Below are 18,258 nucleotides of genomic sequence, written 5' to 3' on the forward strand. Positions count from 1 at the left end.
CGGTTCCCAATTTTATTTAGCCTATCAATATTTGATAAGGTTTTATTCCGACATAGGGAGGTTTATTTATGTCTAAGAAAAATTTTAGTGTAAAACTTGTAGTAGTTTTGATGCTTTTTGCAGCTTTGTTTACGGCATGTAAGTCTATGCCCGATACAATCGGAGGCATGAAAATTGAGGCCGGTAAAGAACTTGCTGCTTGGAAAGGCGAATGGGTTTCAGTGGATGCCGTAAAAAATGATCCTTCTTTGAAAGCATTATACAAAGAAGCCGCGGCAAAGAATTCGAATTATACCGCTGAGGGTATCAAAGACGCTGTTGAAGCGAGAAGAAAAACTCCCTTTTTAAGGGTAAAATTCGATGGAACAAATAGGGTTGTATTTACAGTTCTTGATACAAACGGAAAAGAAAAAGAGATCGCTGCCGAATACAAATACATAGGCAAGGTTCCTATGCCAGGTTATGAAGGTTCCTTTTGGGAAACCTTTGAAGCCGTAAAAAATGTACGCGGTCTTACTATGGCAAAATACATGATCTGTACTGAACCTCACAGTCATGATGGCGGAATGGTTCACTGGCATGCAAGATTTGGAGGAACGGATATTGATACCCTCGTAAAAAAAGCCGATTCTTCTTATTGGCCGACATATGTTGACGGTTCAACGACCAATGAAACACTTTTGGAAAATTTTAAAAAATCGGCAGAAAACATCGCCGCTAAACTTCCTGCCCCCTTTGCCGTTTATGCCAAAGAAGGAAAGTGGATGAACAGCTCTTTAATTTACGATAATACAAGTGCAGAAGTTGACGCAGCTTATGATAAAATCATCAAAGAATTTGCCGGTAAAAATCCAAAAGGCGGCGATTTCACAAAGGCCGAAATTATTGCCGAAATGAAAAAAGCATACGGAACGACAGAACTTTATACTCACATAGAATTTATTACCGAGAATGGAAAGAACGAATTTGTGGTTTATAAAGACGGTAAAGAAATTCATCGAGCCGCTTATAAGAGAACTGCCGAAAATGCTTCCAAGCCCGGATTGCTTGCCGTTAAAACAGACAAAAAAGATGCCGGAATGTTTAAGACAATTTCTTTTACAAACCCCGGAGGAAGTCCCTTGCACTTCCATTTTTGGTACGGTATGACCGATGCGGATTTTGCAAAGATTAAAGGAAAACCGACTTGTATACCTGCAAATTCATCAAACGAAATGATTGCAAAGCGAGTTGAAGGTTCTTGCCGTAAAATTTTAAGCGGGATTGTGCAAAAATAAATGAATATTCCTCTAAGGTCTGATTGACTTTAGAGGAGCTTATTTGATATTATAATAAAAGGTTTTATCTTAGTTAGGAGAAGAAAGATGAAAAAAAGAACAGCTATTTTTATTTGCTTTTTGGTGTTGGGAGCAGCTTTTTTGTTTGCTCATGCCCCTATCTTTAATTGCTATGATAATGGTGACGGTACCTTCTTATGTGAAGGCGGTTTTTCCGACGGCTCATCTGCTGCAGGTGTAGAAATCCGCATCGAAAATCCCAAGGAAAAAGATGCAAAGAAGAAGGTCTTATTTACCGGTAAGCTTGATAAAAACGGTGAGCTTACAATTAAATATGCCGACATCAAAGTGAAAGATTTTTTAATTATCTTTGATGCAGGTCCCGGGCATATAGTAAAAGTAAAATCAACCGATATCGAAAAATAAGATTGTTTCGATTTTTTTGAAGGAGACTTGTTTTTACATGTCTCCTTTTTTTTCGTTTAAAAGAACATCGGCTGAATGCCAGCTTAAAGTTGCACATTTTATGCGGGCAGGCATTTCGGCAAAGTATTCCAAGATTTGGGCATCTTCCAGTTCTTCCTTTTCTTCTTCAGAAACTTCTTTCCCATTCATCATCTTAAAAAATATTTCTACCTTGCGTTTGCCTTCTTCGGCTTTTTTTCCTTTTATAAGTTCGATGAGCATATTTGTAGAAGCCGTCGAAATAGCACAGCCCCTTCCTAAAAAAGAAGCCTCTTCGATGATTCCGTCTTTTTCCCTGATGAGGAGGGTAAGGTCATCGCCGCATGAAGGGTTATGACCTCTTTCTATCTTTACGCCTTCGCCCGAAAGTTCTCGGCAGTTTTCTTTTTTTCTGGAATATTCCAAAATCATTTCCTGATAAATCGTATCTATGTCCATTTATGTTTCCTTATCGATATTCTTTTTAAATTTTTTTAATTTTTTAAAAAAACGCTTTTTACTTTTTTTAAGGCCGTAATCATAACGTCTATGTCTTCCTTGGTGTTAAAAATAGAAAAACTTGCACGGCAGCAGGAGTTTATGTTCAAGTGAGCCATCAGGGGCTGAGTACAGTGATGACCGCTCCTTACCATAACTCCGTACTCGTTTAAAATATAGGATGTGTCATGTGAGTGCACGTCTTTTACGTTAAAAGCTATTATGCCTGCCCGCTCCGGAGCATCGGTTCCGTAGGTTTCAACAAAGTCAAGTTTTTTTAATTCCGAAAGAGCATAATCGTCCAATTCTTTTACGGTTTTTTCTATATTGGAATAGCCGATTTTTTCGATATATTCTATTGCGTGTTTAAGAGAAACTATGGCAGAAGTGTCGTGGGTGCCGCCCTCGTATTTATAAGGGGCTTCCTTAAACTCGCTTGAATCTTCCGTGACAAAATTGATCATATCTCCCCCGTATAAAAAGGGAGGCATCTTGTCCAAGAGCTCTTTTTTCCCGTAAAGCACTCCGGCTCCGAAGTCGGAAAAAATCTTATGGCCCGAAAAAACCAAAAAATCGCAGTCGAGGGCCGATACATTCTGCCTGTAGTGAGCTATCGACTGGGCTGCATCCACCACAACTACGGCTCCGTTTTCATGGGAGAGTTTTATAACATCTTCTACAGGGTTTATAATTCCGGTTGCATTTACCACGCTTGAAAGGGAAACAACCTTCGTTTTAGACGAAAGTTTTGCCTTAAAGTCGTTCATGTCCAAGGTGCCGTTTTTGTTGAGGTAGATAAATTTTAAGGCTGCTCCTGTTTGTTTTGCAACAAACTGCCAAGGCACAAGGTTTGCATGATGGTTTGATACAGCAAGCAGAATTTCATCCCCGGCTTTAAGCTGCGATAAGCCGTAACAATAAGCGATTATGTTTAAAGCCTCGGTAGAATTTTTTGTAAATACAATGCTTTCTATTTTATCGGCCCCGATAAACTCAGCCGTTTTTTTTCTTGTTTCTTCAACCAAAATAGAAGAAGCTATTGCAAGGGAATGAGAGCCCCGCCCCGCATTTCCGTTTGAGTGTAAAAAATATTCTTTAACGCCTTCGATAACTTGTACAGGCCTTTGTGCCGTTGCCGCCGAATCCAAATAATGAATGTTGGGATTTTGCATAAGCAAGGGAAAATCGCTTTTATACATCTTCTATGCTCCTTCGTTTAAATTTGCGTAAACATAAAGATGCTTTATTTTACAAAAAAATCGGCCTTTTGTCCAGCAATGGGGAAAAGCCTATAAGCCGCAAGACCGTTTATCTGCTTTCCGCAACCCCGACCTCTTGCAGAAATGCTTGTAGACAAATGTTTGTAAAAAAGCTCTTGACATATAATCAAAAAATGATTATAATTTATATGTGTATAGGATAATCCAAAAAAAGCGGATAACAAAAGCTGTAGCAAAAATGCCGCAAAAAGAACAAGAACTATATGCCCAGCTAATACTGGATTTAAAAGAATCAGGCCCCGTGCAAACATGCTGGCCTAATTTCAGTTCTTTAGGCAAAAATAAATATCATTGCCACCTATCCTATCATTGGATTGCCTGTTGGAAAGAAACAATCAAAGGTATTGAAATGGAGGTATACTATGCAGGTTCACGTGAAAACGCCCCTTATTAAAATTGAAGGCGACATTCCGCCCGATTTATTGGCATTCGTAAAAACACAATACAAACATGTTACCGTCGAATATGATGACGATGACGAATACGAAGAGGTAACGGAAACCGAATGGTTTAAGAACATTCAAAAAAATATGACACCTCAAAAAACATTAAAACTTTTAAGAAACCGTGACAATCTTACACAGGCAGGGCTTGCAGAAAAACTTTGTATCAATGTACAAAATGTTTCCGGAATGGAGCGGGGAGTCCGCCCTATAAGTATAGCTATGGCAAAAAAACTGGGCGCCGTATTTAACACAAGCTACAAAAAATTTTTATAGTTTATTATGATACAATTTTGCCTTATTTTTTTTATCTTGACCTTTTTTATATTTTAGACTATATTGGTACGCGGAGACGGTTGGCACGACAGCGCTAGCATCTGCGCTGTAGGCGGGCGGTACATCAGCAGTCCTGCCAGCTGGAGCGACGGACTCTGTTTCCGTTTGGCTTGCCGCCCCTAGGTAAAATATCAAAGTGAGAAGTTTAAAGTACGAAGAACGAAGTTTGACATTCGACATTCGCACTTTCCTTCATTCGTACTTTGGCATTCCTAAAGGACATACATTTTTAACCGCCTTTGAGCACACTTTCTACATATTGCGGATTAGCCGAAACAATTTTAAGGAGAGATAATGCCGCCCCGTCAGGTTTACGCCGTCCTTGTTCCCAGTTTCGTAGGGTTCCTATACTGATATTAAGCATAGCGGCAAATTCTTCTTGTGTTTTATTTGTCTTATCACGTATTTTAGCAATATCTAAAGGCTCTATTTCAAAAACCCTTGAAGGGATGATTTCTCCTTTTTCAATTAAAACAGCTTCTTTTACGCTTTGGAGTAATTCAGTAAACATCTCATCACTCATTTTTTTTCTTTTAAACATAAAAACTCCTTATAAATCTTTAATAAAACTTGCCAGCATATTTATTTGTTTTTTTGTAATATTCTCCGCATCGCTTTTTGAATAAGCAAATAGCAAATATATCTTTGTTTCAGTTTTTATAAAATAGATAATCCTAACACCGCCACTTTTTCCCGTATTCTTTTTACCTCATCTTATTTTTCGTATTCCTGCGCCTCCTTTAATCAACTTACCTTTTAATGGATTGCATACTAGATATTCTTTAAATTGTTTATATGTATCTTCATCCAGTAATTTATTTATTTGTTTTGTAAAAACAGGCGTTTCTATAATCTTCATATCTTATTATACGCCATTGGCGTAAGTCTGTCAATGCCGATTAAACACTTACTAAAATTAAGAAAGTCAAAACAAGTTGAATTTACAAAATTTTGTCATATTAAAAATTCGGATTTATTTTAAAGGAAGGATTGGGCGCTGACGGGATCGAACCGCCGACATTCTGGGTGTAAACCAGACGCTCGTACCAGCTGAGCTAAGCGCCCAATGACATGAATAATATTACAAATTACAAAAAATGTCAATACCTGTTTTATAAAAAAATGAAGTTTTTTTTGTAAAAGAGGTATCGGGTTTTGGACAAGGCCGGTTGCAGATTATTTATTTAATTTTACAAGTCCCGGAACAGGGCGGGGCTCGATAAATTTTATAAACTTAAAGGGATGAATATCGATCGCATTTGAATACCAGCCGCCTATGGAGTAAATGTCGATGATGTTTACGCTCAGTCTATAGGATATCGGAATAATCACGCTCTCGCCTAACAAAAGCTCCTCTGCCTTGCTCAGCATTTCATACCGCTTTTTAAAGTCCTTTTCTGAATGAGATTTAAGGATTATCTTTTCAAATTCCGCATTTTTCCAGCCTGAATCGTTTAGGTTCGAAGCAGGGCGGAACATTTCCAAAAAGGCCAGAGGGTCTGCAAAGTCTCCTATCCATGTGATTATCCCTAAATCGTAATCATTTGACTTTAGACTGTTATAGTAGCCGGCAAGAGGAATGGGCTTTATGTCGGCTTTTATGCCGATTCTTGACCATGCAGCCTTTAAAATTTCGGCTAATTCTTGATTATACGTATCTTCGGGTATTTTGATTACAAGTTTTTTTTGACTTTCTTTTAAATTAAGCTTTTTTACGATTTCTTGGGCTTTTTGAAGATTATACTCATTTATGCCCTGAACCTTGGGATAACCCGCAAGCGGGAAAATGAGAGTTTCCGCCTTTATGGGATAGCCTTTGCGTAATTCTTCATAGGGAATGGCTAAAAGGAGGGCCTTTCTGAATTCGGAATTTTGCATATTGGGAGACGAGGCCTTAAAGAAAAAATAGTCAGTTGCAAAGAGAGGGTCTATGTTGACACAGCGCTGATCTCCTATTTTTGAAATTACATCGCTTCTTGAAAGCCAATCCATCTCGCCCTTGTTAAATTTTTCGACAGCATCTTCCTTACTTAAATCGAGGAAGAGGTTTATCTGAGGAATCCGGACATTTTCCTTATCCCAATAGTTTTCATTTTTTACCAAAATCAGCTCTTTTTGGGAAAATTTCTTTATTTTATAGGCTCCGCTTGAAACAGGCTTAAAACTGTCTCTTAATTTTTCTATTTTTTCTACCTTGGAAAATTTTAATGCGTCATTTAACTGAGAGTGTTCAACGGCCGAAAAGGCATGATGGCAGAGAATATTGGGGAGGTGTTCAATTTCGGTATTTGTGTATACCAAAAGAACTTGCCCGCTTTCGGCTTTTATTCCGACTTGATTTTTATTTTTTAGCTTCCCGTTTCGGTAGTCTGCGGCTCCGTCTATGCAGTCTAAAAGAGAAGCATAGGGGTGGTTCCCGGCCGGATTTAAAAGATTAAGCCATGAGTCGACAAAGGTTTGAGCTGTTATCGGCTTGCCGTTTTCGAATTTGGCTTCTTTTCTAATCGTAAAGCGCCATGTCCGGCCGCCTGAAACACTGTGTTTTTCGGCGAGAGCAGGCACGGGCTGCAATGTGTAAGGGTCATATACAAAAAGGCCTTCACAAAGGGCCGTTAAAATTTGAGCTTCACCTGCATCAAAGGCCGTATGGGGGTGCAGCATCGGAATCCCTGAGCTTATGGAAACATTCAGCTCTTTTTGCTCATATTGATTTTCTTGCGAAAAAAGGCAAAAGGGTATCAAAAACAAAAATAATGCTAATAGTTTATCTTTCATATCGATTGATATTATATTGTTTTTTTAATTATTATTCAATCCGATGAGATTTTAGATAACTCCAAGTTTTTTCATATGGTTTACTTCATCGCTCAAGACTTGATATTCTGCTCGGTATTGGTTTGCCTTAATTACCGAATTTGTGATGGTGGTAATTTCGATCTTGATACCTCTTATCTTGCTTCTAAGTTCAGGTTTTATGTTTTTATAGAATTCGTCAAGTCCGTTCAGTTGTTTTAAAATTTCGTTGCAATCGCTTATGTATTTTGTAAGGCTTTTAAACAACATTTCATCAGTCATTGTTTTTATTTTTTGATTTACCATAGAGCTCGGTACCATTATATTTTGGAATAAGGCTATCTTTTGAATGACTTCTTTTTCAAAAACCGAGTAGGTGATTGTTTGTTTTTTTGTGTTTTGATTAATATTATCCGTGATTACTATAGTTATCAGTCTTTCAGGCGGATCGAGTTTTAAGGCCTGCCTAAGAAGCTGCCCCAGTTTTCTAAATACGGTATTTTCGGACTTATATACAAGCTCTTGGTTGGATTTTATTTTTTCTAGGGCCGCTTTTAAGTGAGGAGCCGAATTTGAAAGAACTTTTAATCCCGATATTAAAATGGGTCTGTTATTAACTTCCTGCTGTGAAAAAGCTTTTTCTTTTTCTTTAACTTCAAGGCGGGATAAAATTTCTTGCTGCAAGATGCCTGAATCTTCACCGTAATCTTCTCTTATTATTTCGACTATCAGGTCAGTGTAAAAAGGTTTTTTCTTTAACTTAATTGAAAATATTTTTTTGATCTCTCTTAAAACATTTGCAGGATTTGCACAATCTGCCTTGCTTATCTTTACTGAAGGCATAATCTCTCTGCGGACTAAAAGCTTATATTCTTCACGGTGAAAAACAGTCAGGTTTTTAAGCTGGGTATTTATATAAACAGCGCTTTTTCCGAGATGGGCTACCGAATCCCGTAACAGGCCGCTTGACAGCTGATCCGGTCCCTTACAAAGGTTATTGATGATATCGGCTATGGCTCTGGTATTGGTATGGCTTGAGGTATTTGTAAAATCCGACCAAATAAAGGTATTGTTCAAATCGAGCAGTATCGAAATTCTTTTTGGGTTTAAAAAATCGGTGTTAAATTGGTAATAATTGTTTACGAATTCCAACATGGTTTCATAGTGAGCCAAACGGGTTCCTATAACGCTTGCTTTTTCGGAATCGGCAAAGTTTTCTTTGCTGGGGATTTCGACTTCGGTCATTTTACTGTCGTATTTATATGGATCATCGTGAATGACCCGTTTTTTTAAAAGAGTGCTTCGGACTGCATGCAGCGCACTGCTTTGAATATTGTAGTTTTCCTGTACCTTGGGAAGAATTTGGGTGTTAAATTCGTTTCTTTTTGTTTCAAGAACTACCGAAAGCTCCTCAACAAAGTTTTTTCTATTTTCCATATCATGCTTATCGGCATTTTTTTTGTTTTTTTAAGTATTATAGTAACTAAAGATTTTTTTAGTTGTGGGGGTTTGACAATTTTTCTCTTTTGTCGTATTCTGTTGTATATGTTTGTTTCAGTTGTTATAGATCCGGGGGGGAGGGAATCGGCTTCTCATCTCGCAGAAGTTCTAACGGCCAACGGCTTTGAACGGGTTCAGCATGCTTGCTGGGAATCGGTAACAATTAATGACGACGGACTTGTTACATTAAAACAGGATATCGACCGTGTTACCGACTATTACGATACAGTGCGCCTCTACCAATATCCTATTCAGGATGTACTGGCGATAACCACGCTTTATAAAAAAAAGTGGAGGAGGGTGCTTGTGCGCCCGCCTGCAAAATAATTGGAGATTTAAAACCATATGGAAGACTATAGATCAAATGTGGAAGATTTAAAAAACGATATATCTAATATTTGGGGGCGTCTTTGACCCCGAAGCCGTCAAAGTAAAAATAGCCGAAAAAGAGGCTATAACCTTAGCTCCGGATTTTTGGAATGACAGCAAAAAAGCCGAAAAAATTATGGGCGAAATAAAATCTCTCAAAAATAGAATTTATCCTTGGCAGGAGCTTATGGATGAACTTTCTGATCTGGAAGTTTTGATGGAGCTTTCTGAAGAATCCGAAGATGATGAACTAAAAAATGAAATAAGCTCAAATTATAACTCGATTTATGAAAAATATAAAAAATTAAGCATATTGAGCCTCCTTTCAGGCGAGGTCGATAAAAATGATGCCTATCTTACGGTTCATGCAGGTGCCGGAGGAACGGAGGCTTGTGATTGGGCCGGTATGCTTGTGCGTATGTACTTGAGATGGTGCGAATCCAGGGGCTTTAAAACGGAAACCATAGATCTTGTCGAAGCTGAAGGCGGTATAAAGTCTGCTACCTTTCAGGTTTCGGGAGATTTTGCTTTTGGTCTTTTAAAAAGTGAGACCGGAGTTCACCGTTTGGTGCGCATAAGTCCCTTTGATTCAAACGGAAGAAGACATACCTCTTTTACTTCGGTGTTTGCTTTTCCTGTGCTTGACGACACTATAGAAGTCGATATCCGCCCTGAAGATTTGCGTATCGATACCTACCGTGCAGGAGGTGCCGGAGGACAGCATGTCAATAAAACCGATTCGGCAGTACGCATTACGCACCTTCCGACCGGAATAGTTGTTGCCTGTCAAACACAGAGAAGCCAGATCAGCAATAAGGCAACCGCTATGAATGTTCTAAAATCGAGGCTTTATAATTATTATGAAGAACAAAAAGAAAAAGAGAACATGAAATTTGCTGCCGAAAAAAAAGGCATTTCATGGGGCAATCAGATCCGCTCCTATGTTTTTCAGCCCTACACAATGGTAAAGGATCATAGAACAAAGTATGAAACAGGAAATATTCAGGCTGTAATGGACGGCGATATAGATGAGTTTATAAACAGCTTTTTAAATACAAAAATAGAAGACATGAGTATTGATGAGGATGATGCTCTATGATATGCATCGTATGCAAGTCGGAGTTTTTAGCGGCTGCCATAAGAACCGTATGTATTTCTCACGTAAAAGAGACAATTAAAATTTTGCCTCAATCTTTTCTTTCGGATACATTGGTCAATGAAGATGTAAGGCTTGTTTTTTTTGATTCAAGTCTTTTTATTGATTCTGCTTCTTTTAGGCAAAAAAGTCCCGACACGCAATTTGTTGTAATTTCTTCGGTTGGGGATGAAGCTCTTGTTGAAAAAGCTCTTATTTGCGGAGCCTCCGATTTTATATTATGTCCCTTTACCGAAAAAGGAGTTATAAGCTGCTTATGATTTTCTCTTTTCGATTAAAAAAAATATCCGCTTTATTTACACTTTTTTTTACCGGCTTTCTTTTGTTTTCACAAAAGGCCGAAACCCCGAATTCGGATTGGACTATTGCCGTTTCAGAATTTAAAACGGAAGGACTTCCATCATCTTATCAAAGCTATAAAACGATAGTTCCCGAAATGTTTTTAATATACATGGATACGGGTGCTAAAAGAATAGTTCCTTTTGAAGAAAAAAAAATACGGGCCGTGATGGAAGCTTCAAATAAAAAATTGAGGCTTATAAAAGAACGTGCAAAACTTGTAAGCGATAAGGATAATATTTTTTTATCTGTTGAAGACAAAAAAACTAAAGATGAAAAAGAAAGGAAACTTAAAGAAGAAATTTTAAAAAAAGAAAAAGAGATTTCTGACGCCGATATAGATATAAAAATTGAAGATTCCCGATTTTTTGCTTCGGGCTCTCCTAAAAATATCAGCTTGTGGAAATACGGTGAGACCTTATACAATAGGAACGAAAATTCCGATTTGGGAGAAAGTTTAAAAAAAGAAAATATATCGGCTCTTATTTACGGTTCGGTAAAAGATATTTCGGGTTACATGGTAATAACCGCTTATTTGGATACGGGGCTTCCCGGGATGAAGATTCACGAATTTTCCGGAGCAGGAAGATATGATGATGTTGAACAGGTTGTAAAAAATATTTCGCGCCAAATATATACGATTATTCAAAACACAAAAGAGGTAAAAATATTTTTTGATGTGAATCCTAAAAATGCAAAGGTTTATATCGACAGTAAATTGATAAGAGATTTTTCAAAACCTATAACGCTGCGCGAAGGTTCTTATCAAATAGGCGCATCTGCCGAGGGATATGTTGAAGAAACTAGCAAGATAGAATTAAAAGGAAAAAGCTCCTATACTCTAAAGATAAGTTTAAAAGAAACGGAATCTTTAAAAATCGGTTTTAATTTAAAAAGTGCAACTCCGGATTTGTTTTTTAAATCAAGATATTCCATCAAAGTACCTGGTATCATAACTTTGCCTAAGGCAAAATCTATTTTGGAGTTTGAAGAAAAAGGTATTCATACTTTCGGTATTTTTGAACCTTCAAAAGAAATTCTTTCATCACAAAATGTTCAAAATATGATTATAAAATTAAACAAAAAAAATGTAAAAGATTCTATTGAACTTCAAAGAAAAATTTTATATTGGTCATTGGGTGCTCTATATATAAGCTTACCCATAACAATGATTTTAAAAGCACAACTTGATGATCACATCTATGCTTTCCGAAACAGAAAACTTCCTTATACACAAGCCGAAGTTGACCGCATAAACAGATTTGGAATAACTCAAAATGTCTTTCAAGGTATAACTATAGCTCTTGGGGTTAATTATTTTATACAGTTAATAATTTATCTTGTAAAGGCCGACAGAGCATTGCCTCGAAAGATAAAGCCCAATTATGCTGAGCCGGTGTATCCTGAACTTAAGACAGGTGAAGACACAACCATTAAAAATGAGGAGAAAAAAAATGAAGAATAAAAGTTTTGCTGCAGGATTAAAACGGCTGTTCGGTTTGTATAAAGGACCTGACGAATCTTTTTTTGAAGATTTAACCGATACCTTGATCGAAGGAGACATAGGGGCAAAAACCGCCCTCGAAGTTGAGGACGCTTTAAGGGATTTATGTAAAAAAGAAAAACTGGTTTCTGAAGAAGATGTTTTGGATGCTCTTTATAAAATTTTATTGCCTTATGTAAAGGTTACTTCATTGACTCCCAAAAAAGACAAGGTTTCTATCTATCTTGTTTTGGGTGTAAACGGAGTGGGAAAGACGACATCTATAGGAAAGATGGCTCATTACTATAAGGAAAAATCGGGTGTTCCTATTATTTTGGCTGCAGGAGATACCTTTAGAGCTGCGGCAATTGAACAGCTGAAATTTCATGGAGAAAAAAACGATGTGAGAGTTGTTGCTCATCAGCATGGAGGCGATCCCGGTGCCGTTATTTTTGATGCAGGAGATGCCATGGCTGCTGCAGGAGGCGGACTTGTTCTTGCAGATACGGCAGGGCGCCTTCACAATAAAGAGAATTTGGTTAGAGAGCTTCAAAAAATAGACCGAATTGCAAAAACAAAGGCTTCTGAAGGGTGCTATAAAAAAATATTGGTGCTCGATTCCACTACGGGACAAAACGGATTGAGACAGGCAGAAGTTTTCCATGAGGCTATAGGAGTAGATGCAGTCTTTTTAACGAAATATGATTCTACTGCAAAGGGTGGGGTCGCTGTTACGGCAGGCAAGGAACTCAACCTTCCTATGGTCTTTGTCGGAACAGGCGAAAAATATGAAGATATAGCGCCTTTTTCTGCAGAAAACTATGTGAGAGAGTTTATCGGGAAAATGTAAATGGATATAAAAAAAATAATGCTTCTTTTTATTTTTTTATGTTCTCTTTTTATTTTTGCCGATGGAACCAATTTTGATATTGAAAAAACGGTTCCGCAAAATGAAATAAAAGACGACGAAAAATCGGATGAAGCCGATAACGGTTTTTATTCTATTCAAAGTTCGGGGCTTACCGCAGGCTTTGGAGACAAATGGTTTTTCGAAAAATTGGATGAGGCAGGAAGACCGCTTATGTCCGTTTTATATGAAAAGGATAAACTGATAGAAAAAAAAACGTATACCTACAAGGACGGTTTCCCCAATGCTTGTGAAGTTTCCTTATCCGATAAACTTATAAAAATAAAATATAATAAAAAAAGAATGGAAACTGAAAAAATTATTTATGATGCCGAAGGTAAAAATGAACTTGAAAAAAACATATACACTTATAATGAAAATGATTTGTTAATCGAAACGTTTTTAAAAAAAGACGGCATCGAATATGTTTCAAAATTCGAGTATGATTCTAAAAATAAAAAACAATCTCAAACCGATTTTATAAACGGCAATAAAGTTTCTTATACGGAGTATACAGCCGATAAAAAAACGGTGCATCTTTTTGAATACGGAAAAGAAGTCGGTGTTGTGGAGGAAGAAACTTAAAATGAAAAAGAACAACCTTCGATGGATTTTTTTTGTTTTGCACAGATTTAATTCTGCAGATACAAAGGGCCGGTCATATATCTCAACTCTTTTTTCTGTTTTGGGTATAGCTTTCGGTGTAATGGTTTTGACGGTTATTTTATCCATAATGAACGGCCTTCAAATGGGATACATCGACACAATTCTCCAAGTTAGTTCAGGCCACATAAGATTGTATGGCGAAAAAGAAAAATTACTGCAGGCCGAAAATTTGAACCTTCATGAAGGCTTTTTTATTTTTCAAGAGTTGCAGACTTTAATGCAGGGAAGCTACGGCAGACAACACGGTGTTTTGGTGCGCTCTGTTGAACCCGGCATACTTGAAAAAGATAGAGGGCTTGCCGAGGCTTTAAAAATATCTTCGGGAAGTTTTGATATATTAAAAGAAGATGCGGTAATTTTAGGATATGAACTGGCCCGTCAGCTCGGCGTGCAGACAGGCGATACAGTAAATATTCTTGCAGTGTCAGGCTCATCCGGAACAAGCCTTTTCCCTGCAAATCAAGATTTGATTGTTACAGGTATTTTTAAGACAGGATATTACGAGGTCGATTCTTCTTTTGCTTTTATGTCGCTGGAAAACGGCGAAAAAATTTTCGGCAATGAATCAAAGCTCTATGCTTCCGTTAAATTAAAAAATCAAAATAATGATGCCGCCTATATATCGTCAGTTGCAGCTTCTTTTCCCGATTTAAAATCGGAATCATGGCGTACCTATAATCATGCTTTTTTCGGTGCTCTCAGAATCGAAAAAAATATGATGATGTTTTTGGTTATCCTGATTTTTTTGGTTGTATCGGTTAATATTTACAACGGAATGAGGCGCTCGATTTATGAAAGGCGCGAAGAGATTTCGGTGTTAGCTTCTCTCGGAGCTTATTCAAAACATATTCAAACTCTTTTTATCGCTAACGGGTTTACGATAGGTTTGCTGGGTGCAGGCACGGGGCTTTTATTGGGCTTATTGCTTTCCGTTCAAATAAATTCAATTTTTTCCTTGATAGAAAAAATAATAAATTCCGTTTTAAATTTTGTTGCCATACTCTTTCAAAATTCTTCGGATGCGGATTTTGCCGTTTTTAGTCCTGTTTATTTTTACATGGATACAGTTCCCGTCAGAATATTTTTTAATGAAATTTTATTTATTTTTTTGTTCGGTATTTTTTCGTCCTCAGCTGCAGCGATGGCTGCCGCAAGACGTATTTTAAGATTAAAACCGGCGGAGGTATTACGCTATGAGTAAGGATATAGTTTCAATTTCTAATTTGACTAAAATATTTTCTTCTGCAAACGAAAAACTTGTGATATTCGATAAGTTGAATTTTTGTATTGAAGAAGGAAAAAAAATTTCCATCACGGGAGAATCCGGTTCAGGCAAAAGTACCTTTTTAAATATTTTGGGCGGTCTTGAATCAGCCGACAGCGGTGAAATAATTGCAGGCTCCTACAAAGTTCATTCGCTAGATGAAAAATCTCTTACCGAGTACCGAAGCTCTTTTTTGGGTTTGGTGTTTCAGTTTCATTATCTGTTAAAAGATTTTACGGCCCTTGAAAACATAATGCTTCCGGCTCTGATTGCAGGTAAAACCAAAAAAGAAATTAAAGACAAGGCTCTGTCTCTTTTGGAGGATGTAAAACTAAGTGAGCGTAAAAACCATTTTCCTTCCCAACTTTCAGGCGGAGAAAGACAGCGGGTTGCGGTTGCCCGTTCTTTGATAAATAGTCCGTCCTTGATTCTTGCGGATGAACCCACAGGAAATCTTGATCCCGCCAATGCCGAGACTGTTCAAAATCTTTTGTTTTCCGTAGTCGATAAACACAAGAAAACCTTGGTGCTTGTTACCCACGATAAAAATATAGCATCAATGACGGATATTTCATATAAACTTTATAAAGGAAATTTGGAAACCGTATGAAAAATTTTGTCTTTATAAAGATGGCATTTAGATTTTTAGGTATAGGCTCAGGGAAGACGGTATCCAATGCACGCAAAAGTTTATTCGGCGCGGTATTGGGAATAGGGATAAGTATAATTCCTCTCATTGTGGTTTTAGTTGTTTCGGACGGTATGATTCAGGGAATAACTTCGCGTACAATTGAACTTGGTACAGGGCATCTTCAAGTTATAGACATGAGGCCCAAAGCAGAGTTTAAAAATGCCGAAATCGAAAAAAATTACCGCTCATTAATTCTTGATTTAGCTGATGAGGACCTTATTGAAAACGCATGGATTGAAAGACAGGGGAACGGTTTGGTTATAGGAAAGAACGGAAGAAGCGGAGGGAATATACGTGCAGTGGAACCTGAGTTCTTTACTCAAAATGTAAGAGCCCATAATTTGATAAAAATAATAGACGGCTCTTTAATGTTTGAAAACAATAAATCTGCCGTGTTAGGTGCAAAAATAGCAGAAAAGCTAGGTTTAAAAGTAGGGGATACATGCAGAATCATTACCTTAAACAAGGGTGAAAGAGGTAAAACGGTTCCAAAACTTAATTCGTTTAAAGTATCGGGCATTATTTCTTCAGGTTATCAGGAGTTGGATGCCCTATGGGTATTTATTCCTTTGGAAGAAGGATTAAAGGCTATGGCCATAAACTCTTCTTTAACCTCAATAGTTTTGTCTACCAAAGATCCCTTTGACGAAGAAAAAATGGAAGAGCTTCAGTTAAAATTGAGCTCAATATTACCCGATAATTTTTCGATATATGCGTGGTCAGATTTAAACCGATCTTCTTTTACCTCATTTAAAACTACAAAAAATCTTTTGCTGTTTATAATGTTTTTAATAGTTTTGGTCGCATCCGCCAATGTTTCATCTGCTGTAGTCATGCTTGTTATGGAAAGACGGCGGGAAATTGCCATACTTAAAGCTGCCGGAGCCCATCCTTCTTCAATAAGCCTGGCCTTTGTGCTTGCAGGTCTTTTAACGGGTTTTTGCGGAATTCTTTTGGGGATGCCTCTCGGAATTTTAACAGCTCTGCACATAAACGGAATTTTCACCTATGCAGAGAAAGTTTTAAATTATCTTCAAAATTTCCTGTATGTGTTATTTTATGGCGGAGGAAAACCTCTTGAAATTCATCTTTTAGACCCGGCCTATTATTTGGAGCATATTCCGGTAAAATTAAATTTTTTTGATCTTTACATAATAGCCTTTTTTATGTTAATATTATCAGTAGTAGTGTGTTTGATCCCTGCAATCAGAGCGGGGAGGGAAAAGCCGATAGAAATTATGAGGAAGTTATGATTTGCGACATGTGTAAATTAAACGAAGCTACAGTTTCTGTGGAGCAAGTTTCGGATGGTGTTACCAAAAATATTTATCTTTGCCGAAGTTGTTCGCAAAGGCTCGGATTTGGTATGTTTTCGGAAAATATCGATATTTCCATTACAAAACTCTTCGGTTCAGGAGATATCGACGGTACCGGCAGCAAAAAACCTGCCCAATGTCCGCTGTGCGGCCGAAGTTTTTCGGGTATTGAGGCAAAGCAAAAGATAGGGTGTTCAGAATGCTTTTCGTTCTTTAAGTCCGAGATTATGAACATATTAAAGCAAAAAAATAAAAATTTAAATTATCCAAAGTCTGAAGAAAACAATCATCCGCATGAATCTTTTATTGAATCTCATACCTCTGACGAACTGCGCGAAAAATTAAAACGGGCTGTCGAAATCGAGGATTATGAAACGGCAGCCGCCTTGCGTGATGAACTCAAAGCTTTGGAGAAAAAACATGATATCAAAGCTTGACGGCTGGTATACGGGAGACGGGCCCGATTCGGATATTGCCCTATATAGCCGCTGCGACATAGCCCGTAATATTTCGGGCTTTTTGTTTCCAAATACTATTAGTTTATCGGATTCTGCAGATATAATTTCTCTTGTTTTTTCTTTTTTTGATTCTTTGGAAGATTCTAATTATTTTAAAAAATTAAAACTAAAAGCAATAGATCCTCTTTCGGTTAAATTGCTTGAAGAAAGAGGCGTTATTTTGCCTGATATGCCTGAAAAAATCGAAAAAGCCGTTTTGGTTCATGAAAACGGATCTCTTTATGTAGGTTTGAATCTTGAAGATCATATAAATATATCTTCGTTTACTGCAGGAATGGATCCGAAAGACGTGTATGCCAGAGCTTCATCTATGGAAATAAAAATGAGAAAAAAAATTTTATTTTCAGCGGATAAGGAAGCCGGCTTTTTGACTTCCGATATTATGGGAATAGGTACGGGCTTAAAATTTTCCGTTCTATGCTCCCTGCCGGGCGTTCTTTATTCGAATTCTTTAAGTACAGTTTTAGAGTCAACGAAAGAAAATAATCTTAATGTTGCAGGCTATTATTCTCCGAATTCCAAAAATTCTATAGGTGCACTTTTTTTGATTTCAACTTCAGTGGCTGCAGGAGATGATGAAGAAATTCAAACTTCCAATTTTATTTCGGGTGTCAACAATATCATAGAAATTGAAAGAAATATGAGAAAAACTTTTTTTAATGAAAACCCTTTAAAGGTTGAAGATATGCTTAGAAGATCTTTTGCAATATCTCAAAGTGCAAAGCTCATGGATTTTAAAGAAGCCGCAGATGTTGTTTTTAAAATAAAATTCGGTTTAAATTTGGGCTTAGTAAAGGGCATAACTAATGAAGAGTGCAACTCTATGATTTTTAAAGCTCAGATGGGGCATCTTGCCTTTTTATTGCTTAACAGTAATATGTTATTAGCCGATAAAAATCTAAATGATTTATCGATAGAAGAATATAGGGCTCATATCGTTCAAGAACTTTGTTCAAAAGTCCGAATTATAATGTGAGG

At 37.3% G+C, this 18,258-nt stretch carries 21 protein-coding genes, 1 tRNA gene and 1 pseudogene; 15 read left to right on the plus strand and 8 right to left on the minus strand.

Annotated elements, in window-relative coordinates; translation table 11 throughout:
* Positions 1-68 precede the first annotated feature (68 nt).
* Both E4O01_RS03330 and E4O01_RS03335 read left to right on the plus strand, forming a co-directional pair.
* On the plus strand, positions 69-1,277 hold the full coding sequence (locus E4O01_RS03330) for a ZinT/AdcA family metal-binding protein (RefSeq protein WP_253694359.1): 1,209 nt from the start codon (positions 69-71) through the stop codon (positions 1,275-1,277).
* A gap of 87 nt (positions 1,278-1,364) precedes the next feature.
* Positions 1,365-1,703 (plus strand): hypothetical protein, encoded by a 339-nt coding sequence (locus E4O01_RS03335; protein ID WP_253694361.1) that lies wholly within the window; start codon positions 1,365-1,367, stop codon positions 1,701-1,703.
* Positions 1,704-1,736: 33 nt separating this feature from the next.
* Here E4O01_RS03335 and sufU read toward each other — a convergent pair whose 3' ends face one another.
* Together sufU and E4O01_RS03345 are read right to left on the minus strand one after the other, a co-directional pair.
* Positions 1,737-2,180 (minus strand): Fe-S cluster assembly sulfur transfer protein SufU, encoded by a 444-nt coding sequence (gene sufU / locus E4O01_RS03340; protein WP_253694363.1) that lies wholly within the window; start codon positions 2,178-2,180, stop codon positions 1,737-1,739.
* Positions 2,181-2,215: 35 nt separating this feature from the next.
* Positions 2,216-3,418: a SufS family cysteine desulfurase gene (locus E4O01_RS03345; RefSeq protein WP_253719322.1), complete on the minus strand. Its 1,203-nt coding sequence runs from the start codon at positions 3,416-3,418 to the stop codon at positions 2,216-2,218.
* Positions 3,419-3,677: 259 nt separating this feature from the next.
* Between E4O01_RS03345 and E4O01_RS03350 the strand changes: the two genes are divergently transcribed.
* The gene (locus E4O01_RS03350) at positions 3,678-3,893 is read left to right on the plus strand and encodes a hypothetical protein (protein WP_253694365.1); all 216 of its coding nucleotides are present in this window, start codon (positions 3,678-3,680) and stop codon (positions 3,891-3,893) included.
* Complete coding sequence (locus E4O01_RS03355; protein WP_253694367.1) at positions 3,862-4,218, plus strand: helix-turn-helix domain-containing protein; 357 nt, start codon at positions 3,862-3,864, stop codon at positions 4,216-4,218. The genes E4O01_RS03350 and E4O01_RS03355 overlap by 32 nt, the downstream gene beginning before the upstream one ends.
* Positions 4,219-4,507: 289 nt before the next feature.
* On the opposite strand, the gene nadS is transcribed toward E4O01_RS03355, so the two are convergent.
* The 6 genes and pseudogenes from nadS to E4O01_RS03385 form a co-directional block, all read right to left on the minus strand.
* Positions 4,508-4,819, minus strand: coding sequence for a NadS family protein (gene nadS / locus E4O01_RS03360; protein WP_253694369.1), 312 nt, complete (start codon positions 4,817-4,819; stop codon positions 4,508-4,510).
* 9 nt (positions 4,820-4,828) lie between these two features.
* A pseudogene (locus E4O01_RS03365) lies at positions 4,829-4,972 on the minus strand (type II toxin-antitoxin system RelE/ParE family toxin); the annotation flags it as partial.
* Positions 4,973-4,987: 15 nt separating this feature from the next.
* On the minus strand, positions 4,988-5,137 hold the full coding sequence (locus E4O01_RS03370) for a hypothetical protein (RefSeq protein ID WP_253694371.1): 150 nt from the start codon (positions 5,135-5,137) through the stop codon (positions 4,988-4,990).
* Positions 5,138-5,269: 132 nt separating this feature from the next.
* Positions 5,270-5,343, minus strand: a tRNA-Val gene (locus E4O01_RS03375).
* A 111-nt stretch (positions 5,344-5,454) separates the two neighbouring features.
* The gene (locus E4O01_RS03380; RefSeq protein ID WP_371819632.1) at positions 5,455-6,939 is read right to left on the minus strand and encodes a peptide ABC transporter substrate-binding protein; all 1,485 of its coding nucleotides are present in this window, start codon (positions 6,937-6,939) and stop codon (positions 5,455-5,457) included.
* A gap of 165 nt (positions 6,940-7,104) precedes the next feature.
* A complete protein-coding gene (locus E4O01_RS03385; RefSeq protein WP_253719323.1) occupies positions 7,105-8,508 on the minus strand; it encodes a TP0584 family protein in 1,404 nt (467 codons plus the stop codon).
* A gap of 108 nt (positions 8,509-8,616) precedes the next feature.
* On the opposite strand from E4O01_RS03385, the gene E4O01_RS03390 reads away from it, so the two are divergent.
* The 11 genes from E4O01_RS03390 (at position 8,617) to E4O01_RS03440 (ending at position 18,256) form a co-directional block, all read left to right on the plus strand.
* Complete coding sequence (locus E4O01_RS03390) at positions 8,617-8,898, plus strand: CRISPR-associated endonuclease Cas2 (protein ID WP_253694378.1); 282 nt, start codon at positions 8,617-8,619, stop codon at positions 8,896-8,898.
* A gap of 18 nt (positions 8,899-8,916) precedes the next feature.
* Positions 8,917-10,039 (plus strand): peptide chain release factor 2 gene (gene prfB, locus E4O01_RS03395; protein ID WP_253694414.1). Its coding sequence is split into 2 segments (ribosomal slippage): positions 8,917-8,982 and positions 8,984-10,039, totalling 1,122 coding nucleotides; the frame shifts between segments, so codons are not numbered across the junction.
* Positions 10,036-10,356: a response regulator gene (locus E4O01_RS03400; protein ID WP_253694415.1), complete on the plus strand. Its 321-nt coding sequence runs from the start codon at positions 10,036-10,038 to the stop codon at positions 10,354-10,356. Before prfB ends, E4O01_RS03400 begins: the two co-directional genes overlap by 4 nt.
* On the plus strand, positions 10,353-11,900 hold the full coding sequence (locus E4O01_RS03405; protein WP_253719324.1) for a PEGA domain-containing protein: 1,548 nt from the start codon (positions 10,353-10,355) through the stop codon (positions 11,898-11,900). Before E4O01_RS03400 ends, E4O01_RS03405 begins: the two co-directional genes overlap by 4 nt.
* Entirely contained in the window at positions 11,890-12,768 is an 879-nt protein-coding gene (gene ftsY, locus E4O01_RS03410; protein ID WP_253719325.1) for a signal recognition particle-docking protein FtsY, read from the plus strand. Before E4O01_RS03405 ends, ftsY begins: the two co-directional genes overlap by 11 nt.
* Entirely contained in the window at positions 12,769-13,410 is a 642-nt protein-coding gene (locus E4O01_RS03415) for a hypothetical protein (protein ID WP_253719326.1), read from the plus strand. It abuts the gene before it with no gap.
* Between the two features lies 1 nt (position 13,411).
* The gene (locus E4O01_RS03420) at positions 13,412-14,692 is read left to right on the plus strand and encodes an ABC transporter permease (protein ID WP_253719327.1); all 1,281 of its coding nucleotides are present in this window, start codon (positions 13,412-13,414) and stop codon (positions 14,690-14,692) included.
* Positions 14,685-15,365, plus strand: coding sequence for an ABC transporter ATP-binding protein (locus tag E4O01_RS03425; protein ID WP_253719328.1), 681 nt, complete (start codon positions 14,685-14,687; stop codon positions 15,363-15,365). The genes E4O01_RS03420 and E4O01_RS03425 overlap by 8 nt, the downstream gene beginning before the upstream one ends.
* Complete coding sequence (locus E4O01_RS03430) at positions 15,362-16,699, plus strand: ABC transporter permease (protein WP_253694389.1); 1,338 nt, start codon at positions 15,362-15,364, stop codon at positions 16,697-16,699. The genes E4O01_RS03425 and E4O01_RS03430 overlap by 4 nt, the downstream gene beginning before the upstream one ends.
* On the plus strand, positions 16,696-17,199 hold the full coding sequence (locus E4O01_RS03435; RefSeq protein WP_253694391.1) for a UvrB/UvrC motif-containing protein: 504 nt from the start codon (positions 16,696-16,698) through the stop codon (positions 17,197-17,199). Before E4O01_RS03430 ends, E4O01_RS03435 begins: the two co-directional genes overlap by 4 nt.
* Positions 17,183-18,256 (plus strand): ATP--guanido phosphotransferase, encoded by a 1,074-nt coding sequence (locus E4O01_RS03440; RefSeq protein WP_253694428.1) that lies wholly within the window; start codon positions 17,183-17,185, stop codon positions 18,254-18,256. Before E4O01_RS03435 ends, E4O01_RS03440 begins: the two co-directional genes overlap by 17 nt.
* The last annotated feature ends 2 nt before the right edge of the window (positions 18,257-18,258 follow it).

It is taken from the genome of Treponema sp. OMZ 790 (assembly GCF_024181285.1).
Taxonomy (GTDB): Bacteria; Spirochaetota; Spirochaetia; order Treponematales; family Treponemataceae; genus Treponema_B.

Bases quoted from the DNA above. Each gene is read 5' to 3' on its own strand.
- E4O01_RS03405 (WP_253719324.1), top strand. From the start codon at position 10,353: ATGATTTTCTCTTTTCGATTAAAAAAAATATCCGCTTTATTTACACTT.
- E4O01_RS03430 (WP_253694389.1), top strand. From the start codon at position 15,362: ATGAAAAATTTTGTCTTTATAAAGATGGCATTTAGATTTTTAGGTATA.
- E4O01_RS03435 (WP_253694391.1), top strand. From the start codon at position 16,696: ATGATTTGCGACATGTGTAAATTAAACGAAGCTACAGTTTCTGTGGAG.
- E4O01_RS03380 (WP_371819632.1), bottom strand. From the start codon at position 6,939: ATGCTGCACCCCCATACGGCCTTTGATGCAGGTGAAGCTCAAATTTTA.
- E4O01_RS03345 (WP_253719322.1), bottom strand. From the start codon at position 3,418: ATGTATAAAAGCGATTTTCCCTTGCTTATGCAAAATCCCAACATTCAT.
- E4O01_RS03390 (WP_253694378.1), top strand. From the start codon at position 8,617: ATGTTTGTTTCAGTTGTTATAGATCCGGGGGGGAGGGAATCGGCTTCT.
- E4O01_RS03420 (WP_253719327.1), top strand. From the start codon at position 13,412: ATGAAAAAGAACAACCTTCGATGGATTTTTTTTGTTTTGCACAGATTT.
- E4O01_RS03335 (WP_253694361.1), top strand. From the start codon at position 1,365: ATGAAAAAAAGAACAGCTATTTTTATTTGCTTTTTGGTGTTGGGAGCA.
- E4O01_RS03400 (WP_253694415.1), top strand. From the start codon at position 10,036: ATGATATGCATCGTATGCAAGTCGGAGTTTTTAGCGGCTGCCATAAGA.
- E4O01_RS03385 (WP_253719323.1), bottom strand. From the start codon at position 8,508: ATGGAAAATAGAAAAAACTTTGTTGAGGAGCTTTCGGTAGTTCTTGAA.
- E4O01_RS03330 (WP_253694359.1), top strand. From the start codon at position 69: ATGTCTAAGAAAAATTTTAGTGTAAAACTTGTAGTAGTTTTGATGCTT.
- sufU (WP_253694363.1), bottom strand. From the start codon at position 2,180: ATGGACATAGATACGATTTATCAGGAAATGATTTTGGAATATTCCAGA.
- ftsY (WP_253719325.1), top strand. From the start codon at position 11,890: ATGAAGAATAAAAGTTTTGCTGCAGGATTAAAACGGCTGTTCGGTTTG.
- E4O01_RS03370 (WP_253694371.1), bottom strand. From the start codon at position 5,137: ATGAAGATTATAGAAACGCCTGTTTTTACAAAACAAATAAATAAATTA.
- E4O01_RS03425 (WP_253719328.1), top strand. From the start codon at position 14,685: ATGAGTAAGGATATAGTTTCAATTTCTAATTTGACTAAAATATTTTCT.
- E4O01_RS03440 (WP_253694428.1), top strand. From the start codon at position 17,183: ATGATATCAAAGCTTGACGGCTGGTATACGGGAGACGGGCCCGATTCG.
- nadS (WP_253694369.1), bottom strand. From the start codon at position 4,819: ATGTTTAAAAGAAAAAAAATGAGTGATGAGATGTTTACTGAATTACTC.
- E4O01_RS03355 (WP_253694367.1), top strand. From the start codon at position 3,862: ATGCAGGTTCACGTGAAAACGCCCCTTATTAAAATTGAAGGCGACATT.
- E4O01_RS03415 (WP_253719326.1), top strand. From the start codon at position 12,769: ATGGATATAAAAAAAATAATGCTTCTTTTTATTTTTTTATGTTCTCTT.
- E4O01_RS03350 (WP_253694365.1), top strand. From the start codon at position 3,678: ATGCCGCAAAAAGAACAAGAACTATATGCCCAGCTAATACTGGATTTA.